Source organism: Waterburya agarophytonicola KI4 (assembly GCF_020640915.1).
Taxonomy (GTDB): Bacteria; Cyanobacteriota; Cyanobacteriia; order Cyanobacteriales; family Xenococcaceae; genus Waterburya; species Waterburya agarophytonicola.
Map to the genome: position 1 here is coordinate 1 of NZ_JADWDC010000094.1, position 12903 is coordinate 12903.

A 12903-nucleotide genomic window follows, 5' to 3' on the forward strand; every position below is an offset into this window, starting at 1 on the left:
TTCTTTGTTCTTCTAATGAGCCATTTTCGCTCAATTTAAGATGCGTTGCCCCTGAGTGTTTCCTGAAGGAGGAATAGAAGCGGGAGACTCTCTAGTGATGCAGTTTGTACAAATGACCTCAGACTTAACTCCAGAAAATGCTGTTGCTACTTTTCATCTCCAGTCAGAAGTAATTTCTGTGCTGGCGGAGATTGGGGTAATTGTATTGTTGTTTGAAATCGGTCTAGAGTCTAATCTTAAAGAGTTAATGGAGGTAGGAACTCAGGCTCTTTTGGTAGCAATTGTCGGCGTAGTTGCTCCTTTTGCCGGGGGTACGGTGGGATTGATGCTGATTTTTGACGTGCCAGCAATTCCAGCAATTTTTGCGGGTGCAGCACTGACAGCCACCAGTATCGGCATTACCTCTAGAGTATTATCAGAAATGGGACAGCTTAACTCTAAGGAAGGACAAATAATTTTAGGTGCTGCGGTAATTGATGATGTCTTGGGAGTGATTGTTTTAGCGGTAGCAGCAAGTTTAGCCAAGACGGGAGAAGTTGATGTTAACAATGTTATTTATCTGATTATTAGTGCCACTGGCTTTTTAGTTGGGTCTGTTTTGTTAGGTAAAGTCTTTAATAAGAGCTTTGTCAAAATAGTAGAGACTTTGAAAACTCGCGGTGGTGTAATCGTTCCTGCTTTTACCTTTGCTTTTGCCATGGCATACTTGGCGTCAGCGATTCACCTCGAAGCAATTTTAGGCGCATTTGCAGCGGGACTGGTTTTAGATGAAACTGATACTAGAAAAGAACTACAGCGTTTGGTCGAGCCTGTTTCTGATATGCTAGTGCCAATTTTCTTTATTACCGTCGGTGCTAAAACCAACTTGAGCGTGCTTAATCCGATCTCTCCCGAAAATAGAGAAGGTTTAATCATTGCTGCATTTTTGATTTTAGTCGCGATTATCGGCAAGGTTTTGGCGGGTTTTACTATTTTCAATCAACCCGATCTAGACAAGTTGGCAATTGGTGTGGGTATGATTCCTAGAGGAGAAGTCGGACTGGTGTTTGTGGCGGTAGGTTCTACTAGTGGGGTATTAACTTCCTCCCTGGAAGCGGGAATTGTCGTGATGGTGATTGCCACAACTTTTATTGCCCCTGCTTTACTGCGTATTGTCTTTAATTTCAATGATGAAAACGCAGATATTCTTCAAGAAGTACCTTCGGTTGTTGAAACTACTTCATAGTTATTCAAGTCAATTATTTTTTAGTTGAGCGATCGCAATATACGCGATCGCTTTTTTTGCGTCAGATAACTAAGTAAAGAAACCAGATCAAAATATCAGTCATAGGTCATAAGATATAATACTTGAGATGTAGAACAATATTTTAAATAAGCTTTTTGAATAAACTTTTTAAGCAACTAAATTTAAGAACACTAAAGAACACATTTTAGTTCCAGGGAAGCCAAGCTTTTAAATGAAGACGAATCTCAATCGCACTTCCAGTACAGATACAGCAGTCGGCATAATATTTTACTTAGCCGATGGTACTATTCAAAGTTGTAACCCAGATGCAGAAAAGATTTTAGGATATACTGTCGAACAATTGGTGGAAACCTCTTCATTTAATCTACCTTGGCAAACAATTCACGAAGATGGTTCTTTGTTTCTTCCAGAAACCTATCCGATAACTGTTTCAATAAGAACGGGAAAATCTTGTTCGGATGTAATTGTGGGTTTTTATAAACCTAATGGAGATTTGATTTGGTTATCAGTTGATACTTTGCCCTTGTTTAAAGCGGGTAATGCTGAAGCTTATGGAGTAGAAACAACTTTTAAAGATATTACAGAAGATCTAAAGGTACAATTTACACCGAAATTATCCCCAGTAATATCATCGCTTCAGACTCCAAGCAATAGACCATTAACCGATGATCAACCAACCCAATTGACCTTACAGGAGAGCGAAAAACGATTAAAACTTGCTACTAATGCCTCTGGTATTGGAATGTGGTTTTGGGATTTGCTAGAGGATACCTTGGAGTGGACAGACCTGGGTAAAGCTATATTTGGAATACCTGTCGATGATAATTTCAGTTATGAAACATTTTTTAATCTTCTTCATCCCGAAGATCGCGATCGCACTCAAGAAGCAATAGATCGGGCTTTAGCCGAACAAACCGAATACAGCATTGAATATCGTATTATCTTGTCAGATGGTAGTATTCGTTGGATATTAGCCAAAGGAAGAGGCTTTTATCTTCGAGAGTGCAAACCAGTCAGTATGATGGGTACGGTACAGGATATAAGCGATCGCAAAAAAACTGCGGAAATTTTACAACAAAGAGAACGAGAGCTTAAATTAATTACCGAAGTTATTCCCCAGCAAGTTTGGACTGCCTTGCCTAATGGGAAGATCGATTATGTCAATCAACGCTGGCTAGAATATGCGGGAGCTACTTTAGCAGAAATAAAAGGTCGTAATTGGCAAAGAGTTGTTCATCCTGAGGATTTAGAACGAGTCAATCTCGCTTGGAATCAGTCAATAACCACAGGGGAAAACTATAATATTAAAGCCCGTCTCCGTCGAGCAGATGGCGAGTATTGTTGGTTTCTTGGTCGTGCTAGACCTCTCTATAACGAACAGGGAAAGATCGCTAAATGGTATGGCACGAATACCAGTATTACTAGAATCAAAGAATTAGAGTCACAGCTAATTCAGCAAACGGAAGATTTAGCCAATGCTAACAGACTTAAAGATGAGTTTTTAGCAATTGTTTCCCACGAACTGCGTACTCCTCTCAACTCGATTTTAGGTTGGGCGCAAATGCTCTCTACGGGCAGACTAGACCCAGAGAAAACAGCCATGGGAATTGAAATCATCGGGCGCAATGCCAAATTACAGGCACAGCTAGTTGAGGACTTACTAGACGTTTCAAGTATTCTGCGGGGTAAGTTAAACCTCAACAAAATTTCTCTTAATCTAGAATCAATAATTAAATCCGCACTGACCACAGTGAATTTGGCAGCGCAAGCCAAATCAATCCAGATAGAAACAAGATACGAACCTAATATCGGTAAGGTTTTTGGGGATCCTGGTCGATTACAGCAAGTTATCTGGAACTTGGTTGCCAATGCCATCAAATTTACTCTAGAAGGCGGGCAAATAAGCATAAAATTAGAGCGTGTTGGTTCTCAAGCAACAATTCAAGTTGAAGATAATGGACAAGGAATAAATGCCGAATTTTTACCCTATGTCTTTGATCGCTTTAGTCAGGAGCAAAGTACTAGTACCCGACAGTACGGCGGATTGGGCTTGGGTCTTGCAATTGTCCGTCATTTAACCGAACTACATGACGGAACAGTAGCAGTATCGAGTCCTGGTTTGGGTCAAGGAGCTATCTTTATTGTTAGATTGCCACTTATGAACGTACCAGAAGTGGAACGAGTAGAAGTAGAAACTAATTCAATCAATCAATCTGTTCGACCTAATCGCTTTAGTGGCATCAAAATTTTAGTTGTAGATGATGAAACAGATTCATTAGATATATTGAGTTTTGTTTTAGAACAAGAAGGTGCAGCAATTATACCAGCAACATCAGCAGCAGATGCTCTTGAAGTTTTTAATCGAGAGACTCCCGATTTGATTATTAGCGATATTGGTATGCCTAATGTGAGTGGCTATAGTCTGATAACTCAAATCCGTCAGCTGCCTCAAGGAAAAAACATCAGCGCGATCTCTTTGACTGCTTATGCGGGAGAAGTAGATAAACAACGTTCAATTGAAGCAGGGTTTCAAAGGCACATTTCTAAACCAATTGATATTTCAGAGTTGATCAATACCATCGTGGAATTAATTGATTGAGCCTTTTTACTGATTTAATCAATAATTATTAATTACTTAACAAAGTTTCCGCAGCCTGTAATAAATCCTGTTTAATATCTTGTAGATCTTCTCTATTATTCAAATAAGTAGTTAAAGCCTCCATCGGATTTAAAGTATTACCGACTCCTAATTCTGGTAAGCGAGGACGTGCTAATTGACTGACTAGTTCGGGGCGAATACTATGACTGTGGGCAGTTTGCAAAGCTTTATCGATCGCAGTTGTATTAATTAAATCCAATTGTTGCGATCGCAATTTATAAATTAAACGCACCACCTTATCGGTAATTTCTTGCTCGGCGATCGCCTTTAAAACCTCTTCTAAAGGATCGTCTTGGTGGGATACATCTAACTCAATGGTTAAAAAAGGACGGGCGGATACTGGGCAAAACTGCCAATCAACTTTTCCTGGTTCGAGTTCTAATAAGATATAGCCTTTATCTTCTTTTTCTTCACTAAAATCAACCCGTTCGATACTGCCTGGATATACTACTGGCGGATCGTTACTAGGATTAAGGTTTTGATGTTTGTGGACGTGACCTAAAGCGACGTAATCAAATTCAGAACGAGTTAACATCGACATAGGTATAGTAAAACCTTTCCCTACCGCTAAAAATTTTTCCGCCCCAAGATTAGCTCGATCTGCCATCAAGTGAGCTAATAAAACTGTAGGAATATCGCAATCCAAACGGCGTATTTCTGCTTCTAATACTGGTTCGAGCTTTTTAATCAACATCTCGTTGACTTCAGCCAATGCCAATCCTTCTGTTTCAGGACGAGTTAGTAAAGTCGAACGATTCAACCAAGGTAAAGTAATTACCTGAACATCTCCATTGTCCGTAGCAATACGATGGGTGGTAATAGTATCTCCAACAATAAATCCTGGTACGACTAATGTACGATAGATAGATAAACTAGCGCCCCCACTACCCTGAGAGTGCTGATCGTGGTTTCCTACCAATAACACCGCAGGGATATTAGCATCAGCCAACCGTCGAAACTGACTGGCAAAAGCCTCGTGGACGTATGGCGGAGGAGTAGCATCAGGAAAAGCATCCCCGCCAAACAATACTAAGTCTACGGGTTCGGCGATCGCGCGATCAATACAAATGCTTAGAGTACTTACAAAGTCTTCTAATCTGGTATTGATTCCTGTTTCTGGGTTTACTTTTCCATGAGAGAAGCCACTGCCAATATGAATATCGGATAGATGCAGAATTTTAACCATAATCCCCAGAAATATAGTAACTGAATACTAATCTAAGTTATAGCGTAATTTGGGATTGGCGTATGTTTTCTGGTTTTTTAGCTATCCAAAAAAGTAACCAACTCTTCCAATTTAGTCCAAGCCATACCACTGCTGATAATTTCTTTAGCTTTAGTTACGCCTTGAAGATGTTCGCCAAAAGGAATGATTTCCCCTACCTGCAAAGCCAAAGAAGCATTTAAAGCTACCGCCTCTTGTTGGGGGGTTGTACCTTTTCCTTGGAGTACGTTACGCAAAATTGTAGCGTTTTCTTCGACTTCTCCTCCTTTAAGTTCGACGAGAGAAGCAGGTTTTAAACCCAAAGCTTGAGGATTAATTACCCCAGGAATAACTTTGCCGTTGTTAACCATAGTTAGATCTGTGCTATCTCCCAATCCTGCCTCGTCTAGCTTTTCTCTGCCGTGTAAGACGATCGCTTTAGGGGTTTGTAGGATATTCAAAGCTTCTGCCATACTATTGAGAAATTTACTGCTGTATACTCCAATTACTTGCCCAGTCGGACACAGAGGATTGACTAAAGGACCCAAAAGATTAAATACAGTTCTGATTTTGAGGGTACTGCGTAAAGGTGCAACACTTTTCATGGCAGGATGCCAACCGCGAGCAAATAAGAATGTAACTCCCACCTCATTAACTGCTGCTTTAACCTTCTCTGAAGGTGCGTTTAAATCAATTCCTAAGTATTCTAAAACATCTGCCGAACCAACTTTACTCGAAGCCGAACGATTGCCGTGTTTGGCGACTTTCACCCCTCCCGCAGCAGCCACAAAAGCTACTGCAGTAGAAATATTAAAGGTAGAAGCACCGTCGCCCCCCGTACCACAAGTATCGATTACAGGATAATCGTATTTAATTTCAGCTTGTTGTAGAGATTGAGACTTTAGTACCTGGGCCATTCCTGCCAATTCTGTGGCGGATACTCCTTTTGCCTGAATTGCAGCTAAAATTGCCCCCGACAACACCACAGGTATTTCTTCTTGCAACCACCCCTCCATTAGTTGGGCTGCTTGAGTTTGAGATAGGGATTGTCCGTCTAATAATTGTTGTAGTAGGTTTGAAAAATCGATCATGGTTAGTATGTTAGGCGATCGCCGTTGAGAATGGAAAATCTTTTTTCTCGGGGTGATTATTTCCACGAGAGGCAGAAGAGGATTTACAATTAAAAGCTGTATGCTCTTTTGCTAGGTTTGCTTAAAAATAAGTTTGATTCATGAAATATTTTCTCCGACTAAGTGCAGTTTTGTTGCTGTTAATTGTATTAATTTTTCCTTTACCCGCGATCGCAGGAAGTTCTACTTCTGTAACACCTTCTACTTATAGTGCATCGGATTTAATCGAAAAAGATTTTTCAGGTAAAGTTTTGCAGAGTGTTGATTTTGCTAAAGTGGACTTGGAGGGAGCAAATTTTCGCAATGCAGATATTAGAGGTGCGGTATTTAACGCTTCTAATTTGAAAGATGCCGACTTAACTGGGGCGGATTTTAGCTATGGTTTTGGCTATTTGACCAACTTTGACGGTGCAGATTTGACCAACGCTAATTTTCAAGAAACTATTTTGTCTTTTTCTACTTTTAAAGATGCCAAAATTAATGGTGCTGATTTTACCTTCGCAGTTTTAGAAAAGTGGCAAGTAAAACAACTATGTACCAATGCTTCTGGAGTTAATCCTAATACGGGAGTAGATACTCGCGAATCTTTAGGTTGTAAATAAGAATTTTCCAATTAATTGTTTACCCCCAGTTTTGGGGGAAAGAAAGCAAATTTTTAAATAGTCAGAAATAGTTAGTGCAATTTTTTGGAGTTTCCTACGTATGGAATGGTAAGCAAAGATTTATTTAAGTACCATTTACCGAGAAGCTACTATGAAATTAACTTATAGAGGCATTGATTATAAAATTCAAACACAAGTAATCGAGGAGATTAAAGATCCTATTTCTCTTGATAAAGATTTAAAAGGCGATCGCAGTACAACTAACATCGAGTCTACAAATCCTTCCCCCAAGATCCAAGATAGCCGAAACGATCGTCAAGTTATTCTAATTCGACCCATTCATTACTATACTTACCGTGGCATTAGCTACACTAAAAACCTCACTTTCGATAATCGCACTAAAAAATTACTCGATATCGATCGCAAATAAAAAATCAACTACACTTAATTGAATATAACTAATGTCCCAAATAGTTTGGATAGCCAGACATGGCAATCGTCTTGATTTTGTCAATCCTGAATGGTTTAATACTGCACCCAGGCGTTACGATCCTCCTCTTTCAGAAGATGGTTTCGTACAAGCGGTAGAGTTAGGACAAAGACTCAAGCACGAACCCATTAGCCATATCTTTGCATCTCCCTTTTTGCGAACTATCCAAACTGCTACTGAAATAGCGCAAATTTTAGATTTACCCATCAAGCTAGAAGCTGGTTTGAGTGAATGGCATAATCCAAAATGGATGAAGGAAATGCCCGAAATTCATCCCCAAGATTTTTTGGCGCGGGAATATCCTTTAATTGATTGGAATTATCAATCTTACTTCACTCCTAGCTATCCCGAAAACAAAGCGGAAGTGTATCGACGTACGGCTAAAACAATTCAAAAACTGATATTCGATTTTTCTGACAATATTTTGATTGTCGGACATGGAGTCTCGGTACACGGAGTAACCTATGGCTTAGTTCCAGAAACCCCCCATCTCAAAGTTGCTTTGTGTTCTTTAACTAAGGTAATCTGGAATAGCGATCGCTGGCAACTGGAATTCTTTGCCGATACATCTCATCTGAGTCAAACTGAATCCCAAGTCAGATTAAATTAACTACCCAACATCTGTAACTTGTAGAGGCTAGAGTATAATCCTTTCGTTGCCAGCAATTCATCGTGGCTGCCAGATTCGATTAATTCTCCTCGTTTCAAGACCAAAATTTTATCTACGTTACGAATTGTCGAAAGACGGTGAGCAATTATAATTGCCGAACGGTTAATTAATAGTTGGTCTAAAGCCGATTGAATCAAAGCCTCCGTCGAAACATCCAGACTAGAAGTCGCCTCGTCTAAAATTAAAACATGAGGATTGCGAATAGCTACCCGTGCAAAAGCCAATAGTTGTTTTTGTCCTCCAGAAAGATTGGTCCCTCTTTCTCGCAATACCGTATCGTAACCGTTGGGCAAGTCTTCAATAAAGCTATCTATATTGACTAATTTAGCTGCTTCTTGGACTTCTTCTAGGGAATAATTATCACCTAAAGTAATATTGCGCTTCACATCTCCTGCAAACAAAAAGCTTTCTTGCAAAATCACCCCAATGTAGCGACGCAAATCTGCTTGAGGAATATCTTTAATATCAATTCCGTCTACTAAAATTCTACCCTTAGTTGGTTCGTAAAGACGGCACAATAAACGAATGATCGAACTTTTACCCGCCCCCGTCGGTCCAACTAAAGCAACTTTTTCTCCAGGCGCGATCGTAAAGCTGAGGTTTTTAATCACATAATCATCGCTTTTATAGCCAAACCAAACATTTTCAAAGCGAATTTCCCCCGTTTTGGAATTGTCTGTCCCGTCTGTTACTAAAGTACGATGTCCTTCGGCAACGGAAATAACTTTATCTCTAATTTCTATGGGTTCGCTCAATAATTCAGTAATTCTTTCGATGGCCGTAAATCCCGACTGAAACATGGTAAATTTGTCGGCAAACTGACGTAATGGGTTAAATAATCTCTGGGCGTAAAGAATAAACGCGGATAATGCCCCATAAGTCATACTATCTTGCAGTACAAACACCCCACCCAACCACAGTACCGCAGCGATCGCTACTAAAGCAATCCATTCTAAGGTAGCGGATACTGCCGAATCGTGGAAAATGGTTTTATCTACTTCTGTGCGATAGCGTTCATTGATCGAGCGATACATCTCGCCGTTGTATACTTCTCTTTGGAATAGCTGCACGATATTAATCCCCGTAATATTTTCTTGCAGCATAGAATTGAGCTTCGAAAGTTCTTCCCTGGCTTTATAGTTTGCTTTGCGATATTGCTGCTGGAAATAAATAATTAGGGCAGTCACAGGAATTAACAGAAAAACCAAAATTGATGCCAGTTTCCAGTTAGTTAGATAAATCATCACCACAATTGCGACAATGGAAACAAAATCGCTAACCACCCCTACCGCACCACTAGCAAAGACATTGCCCAAGGCTTCTACGTCGCTAGCAATACGAGTAATCAATTTTCCCACAGGAGTGCGATCGAAAAAACTCGAAGCTAAAGAAGTTACGTGATTAAACAAGTCTTGGCGAACTTCGGCGGTAATTTCTTGTCCAATTTTCTGTACTAAATAGCCCTGCAAGGAAGCAAACATTAGTCTAATCAAGACAGTCAGCAACAATAACCCCGATAATAAGTTAATTCCCTGGGCGACTGATACTCCACTAATAAAACCCCATACAGGTTCGTCTTTGAGCAAAGATATAGCTTGACCGACAATCAAAGGCTGAATCGAACCTGCTACGGCTAGGGGAATTAACAAGATCAAACAGATAACTAAAGTACCCCTGCTTTTACGAGTGTAAGGAATTAGTTTGAGAAACAACCGCCAATCATTATCTTGTTTTTTTTGGTTGGGTTTTAATTTGGGAGAAGCAATAGTCATATTTTTTTATAACTTATTAATAATTAATGCTCTTTAATTTTGCTACTAGTTCGTTAATATTATCTCTGTTGAGACGATAACTAAGAGGATGAGCGATTAATCTAGCACTGCTTTCATATAAAATGTCAGTTTCAATTAAGCCATTTTCTTTCAAAGTTTTTCCTGTAGAAACCAAATCCACGATCGCTTCCGACATCCCTGTAATTGGACCTAATTCCACCGAACCAGATAGGGGAACAATTTCTACAGGCAAGTCGATACTATCAAAATGATCTTTGGCACAGTTAACAAACTTAGATGCTACTCGACCATGAGGTGGTAACTCGACTGAGCGTTTATAGGGACTACTTTTTGGCACTGCTACGGATAAACGACAGTAGCCAAACTTAAGATCGACTAGATTAGCTACATCTGGTTTTTTCTCCCGCAGCACATCGTAACCGACAACTCCTAGTTGAGCTTGACCGTATTCGACATATACTGGTACATCCTGCGCCCTAACTAGTAATGCCCTGGCCGTATTTGTGGGATCGCTGATTTGTAGTTGACGATTGGATTTATCTAAAAAGGCACTAAAATCTAAGCCGAGATTGCTAAATAATTCGATCGTGTCTTTGAGTAATGCGCCCTTGGGTAAAGCAATAGTAATCATTTTTTAGTAATTATGTAGTTAAATACAGGATATAGGTTAGAGACAAAGCATACCTTATCCGTACTAAATGTCAGGAAATAAACACAAAAATAGTGCATAATTAGCCAAAATTTTGCAAATATAACTGTAGGATTAGGAAATATTCGTTAGCAGTGGTTGGTGTTTTCGATCGCACCATTTAAGGTCAAATCAAACTAATTTTAAGCTGATGAATAGTTTAAACTTTCTGAGAATAATATTAAGAGGTTAACGCAATGGATTGTAGTCATATTCAGTTCTGTGCTGATAAAACAAAAGTAAATTTTGTCCAGTTACAACGCTTATTTGCAAAAACTGCTTTTTGGGCGCAAGAACGAAATATTGACGATCTGAGAATTGCGATCGCCAATAGCAATCCTGTAGTTACGGTTTGGGACAAGCAACGTCTGATTGGTTTTGCTAGGGCAACTTCAGACGGTGTATATCGCGCGGGTATCTGGGATGTAATTGTCGATCCCGATTATCAAGGTGCGGGTTTGGGACGTAAGTTAGTCCAGACTGTCTTATCTCATCCTTTGGTCAATAGGGTAGAAAGAGTTTATTTGACAACTACCCATCAACAAAGCTTCTACGAACGTATTGGCTTTGAAAAGAACGAAACTACAACTATGGTGTTATATAACAACCCAGAATCTGCCGAAGACTTAGCCCGACGAATCAAAGCAATTCCCGTCACAATAGACAATTAATCATTTGGTCATTGGTCATTGGTCATTATTAAGCCATCACCATTCCGCCATCAACATTGAATACTTGACCAGTAATATAAGCTGCTGCGGGATCTGCTGCTAAAAAGCGAATTGTTCCCGCCACTTCTTCTGGTTTACCATAACGACCGAGGGGAATGAAATCAATAATTTTGTCAGATTTTAGATCCTCCGTCATGTCGGTGGCGATAAATCCTGGTGCAACTGCATTGACGGTGACACCACGATTGGCTAATTCTTTAGCGACTGTCTTGGTAAAGCCAATTACTCCAGCCTTGGCTGCACTGTAGTTGGCTTGTCCTGGGTTGCCCATTTGTCCTGCAACTGAGGCAATATTAATAATTCTGCCACTACGCTGTTTGAGCATCGGCTTGCTCACGGCTTTAGTACATAAAAATACCCCAGTTAAGTTGAGATCGATTACTGCTTGCCATTGTTCGGGCTTCATCCGCAGCAATAAAGTATCTTTAGTAATTCCTGCATTGTTTACCAAGATATCAATGCGTCCAAACTTATCGAGGGTAGTTTTAATTAGGTTATCTACCTGTTCTCCAACAGATACATCTGCCTGTAAAGCGATCGCTTCTCCTCCTGCGGAGGTAATATCTCCGACAACGGATTCTGCTGCTTCCCTAGAACGGGTATAATTAACTACAACTTTTGCCCCATATTTAGCAAGTTCGATTGCTGCTGCTTTACCAATGCCTCTAGAAGCACCCGTGACTACTGCTACTTTATCTTTTAAATGTTGCAAACTTTCGGGTAATAATTCCATAACTTGCTCCTCCATTCGCGTATCTTAAGAAACTCCAGAGAATTACCACGATCTCTGGTTGACTTAGCTATCATATAAGCTAACTAGTCCCCAGGACTAATTTTTTCTTGGCGACTCAACTATCTATACATTAAATGCGATCGCTATGGCAGTTAAAAAGCAATTTTCCAGTTTTGAAGATTTATTAGCCAGTAGTAATGTTCCAGTTTTAGTAGATTTCTATGCCACTTGGTGCGGTCCTTGTCAAATGATGACTCCTATTTTAGAACAGGTAGGGGTTAATTTACGCGATCGCCTCCAAGTAGTGAAGATTGATACGGAGAAGTATCCCAATCTCGCTTCTAAATATCAAATTGAAGCTCTACCTACCTTGATATTATTCAAAGACGGTCAACCAGCGGAAAAAATTGAAGGCGTTCATCAAGCACCTCAGTTAATTCAGCATTTAAGCAGTTTAGTTTAGTTCTTAAAGTTTCTATTTATAATCCTCCTGTGGTTTGTGCAAACAAGCTAGCAAAGTCACTTGTTACAGAAGCATTAGGAGTGTTTTCTAGTTTAGATACAACATCAAAGGCTTTATTGCGAGCAGTGGGTTCTCTCAGAGCATTGATTACCAAATTGGCTACATCCTCTCTAGGGATCGAGTTGGTTGCGCCATCAGGAGGATTTATTGATAGCAAGTCATCTTTTCCTACCAATAATTCTCTAACGCCTCCTGGTTCATTTAATAAACCACCTGCACGGATAATAGTGTAGTTAACTCCAGAATCAATTAGATACTGTTCAGCTTTACGTTTTCAGACTAAAATGTTCCCGTTTCCCATACGATTAAGAATATGGTCAGATTTAGTGCCACCCATTGAACCAACCAAGACAATATGTTTTACTCCTGCTTGTTTAGCAGCCCACCTTCCGCACGTCAGAATGCAACATGAAGTAATTCAAGATAATTAAGTC

At 39.9% G+C, this 12903-nt stretch carries 12 protein-coding genes and 1 pseudogene; 7 read left to right on the plus strand and 6 right to left on the minus strand.

Going from position 1 to position 12903, the window contains the following annotated elements; translation table 11 throughout:
• Nucleotides 1–97: 97 nt before the first annotated feature.
• Both I4641_RS21660 and I4641_RS21665 read left to right on the plus strand, forming a co-directional pair.
• On the plus strand, nucleotides 98–1225 hold the full coding sequence (locus tag I4641_RS21660; RefSeq protein ID WP_263858317.1) for a cation:proton antiporter: 1128 nt from the start codon (nucleotides 98–100) through the stop codon (nucleotides 1223–1225).
• 232 nt (nucleotides 1226–1457) lie between these two features.
• On the plus strand, nucleotides 1458–3845 hold the full coding sequence (locus tag I4641_RS21665; protein ID WP_229642674.1) for a PAS domain-containing hybrid sensor histidine kinase/response regulator: 2388 nt from the start codon (nucleotides 1458–1460) through the stop codon (nucleotides 3843–3845).
• A gap of 28 nt (nucleotides 3846–3873) precedes the next feature.
• Here the strand turns inward: I4641_RS21665 and sbcD are convergent, their stop codons facing one another.
• Both sbcD and trpD read right to left on the minus strand, forming a co-directional pair.
• Nucleotides 3874–5091: an exonuclease subunit SbcD gene (sbcD, locus tag I4641_RS21670; RefSeq protein ID WP_229642675.1), complete on the minus strand. Its 1218-nt coding sequence runs from the start codon at nucleotides 5089–5091 to the stop codon at nucleotides 3874–3876.
• A gap of 77 nt (nucleotides 5092–5168) precedes the next feature.
• A complete protein-coding gene (gene trpD / locus I4641_RS21675; RefSeq protein WP_229642676.1) occupies nucleotides 5169–6200 on the minus strand; it encodes an anthranilate phosphoribosyltransferase in 1032 nt (343 codons plus the stop codon).
• 140 nt (nucleotides 6201–6340) lie between these two features.
• On the opposite strand from trpD, the gene I4641_RS21680 reads away from it, so the two are divergent.
• The 3 genes from I4641_RS21680 (at nucleotide 6341) to I4641_RS21690 (ending at nucleotide 7941) form a co-directional block, all read left to right on the plus strand.
• Nucleotides 6341–6841 carry a pentapeptide repeat-containing protein gene (locus I4641_RS21680; protein WP_229642677.1) on the plus strand — a complete coding sequence of 167 codons (501 nt, stop codon included), beginning with the start codon at nucleotides 6341–6343 and terminating at the stop codon, nucleotides 6839–6841.
• 151 nt (nucleotides 6842–6992) lie between these two features.
• Nucleotides 6993–7271, plus strand: a complete 279-nt coding sequence (locus I4641_RS21685) for a DUF4278 domain-containing protein (RefSeq protein ID WP_229642678.1) — start codon at nucleotides 6993–6995, stop codon at nucleotides 7269–7271.
• A gap of 31 nt (nucleotides 7272–7302) precedes the next feature.
• Nucleotides 7303–7941: a histidine phosphatase family protein gene (locus I4641_RS21690; protein WP_229642679.1), complete on the plus strand. Its 639-nt coding sequence runs from the start codon at nucleotides 7303–7305 to the stop codon at nucleotides 7939–7941.
• Here I4641_RS21690 and I4641_RS21695 read toward each other — a convergent pair.
• Together I4641_RS21695 and hisG are read right to left on the minus strand one after the other, a co-directional pair.
• Complete coding sequence (locus tag I4641_RS21695) at nucleotides 7938–9773, minus strand: ABC transporter ATP-binding protein (RefSeq protein ID WP_229642680.1); 1836 nt, start codon at nucleotides 9771–9773, stop codon at nucleotides 7938–7940. The genes I4641_RS21690 and I4641_RS21695 overlap by 4 nt on opposite strands.
• A 16-nt stretch (nucleotides 9774–9789) precedes the next feature.
• Nucleotides 9790–10425 carry an ATP phosphoribosyltransferase gene (gene hisG / locus I4641_RS21700; protein ID WP_229642681.1) on the minus strand — a complete coding sequence of 212 codons (636 nt, stop codon included), beginning with the start codon at nucleotides 10423–10425 and terminating at the stop codon, nucleotides 9790–9792.
• A 254-nt stretch (nucleotides 10426–10679) separates the two neighbouring features.
• On the opposite strand from hisG, the gene I4641_RS21705 reads away from it, so the two are divergent.
• Nucleotides 10680–11153, plus strand: coding sequence for a GNAT family N-acetyltransferase (locus I4641_RS21705; RefSeq protein WP_229642682.1), 474 nt, complete (start codon nucleotides 10680–10682; stop codon nucleotides 11151–11153).
• Between the two features lie 28 nt (nucleotides 11154–11181).
• On the opposite strand, the gene fabG is transcribed toward I4641_RS21705, so the two are convergent.
• Complete coding sequence (gene fabG, locus I4641_RS21710; RefSeq protein ID WP_229642683.1) at nucleotides 11182–11946, minus strand: 3-oxoacyl-[acyl-carrier-protein] reductase; 765 nt, start codon at nucleotides 11944–11946, stop codon at nucleotides 11182–11184.
• Between the two features lie 145 nt (nucleotides 11947–12091).
• Here fabG and trxA point away from each other — a divergent pair, with 145 nt between their 5' ends.
• A complete protein-coding gene (gene trxA / locus I4641_RS21715; protein ID WP_229642684.1) occupies nucleotides 12092–12409 on the plus strand; it encodes a thioredoxin in 318 nt (105 codons plus the stop codon).
• A gap of 16 nt (nucleotides 12410–12425) precedes the next feature.
• Here the strand turns inward: trxA and I4641_RS21720 are convergent.
• Nucleotides 12426–12848, minus strand: a pseudogene (locus I4641_RS21720) (NAD(P)H-binding protein); the annotation flags it as partial.
• Nucleotides 12849–12903: the final 55 nt, after the last annotated feature.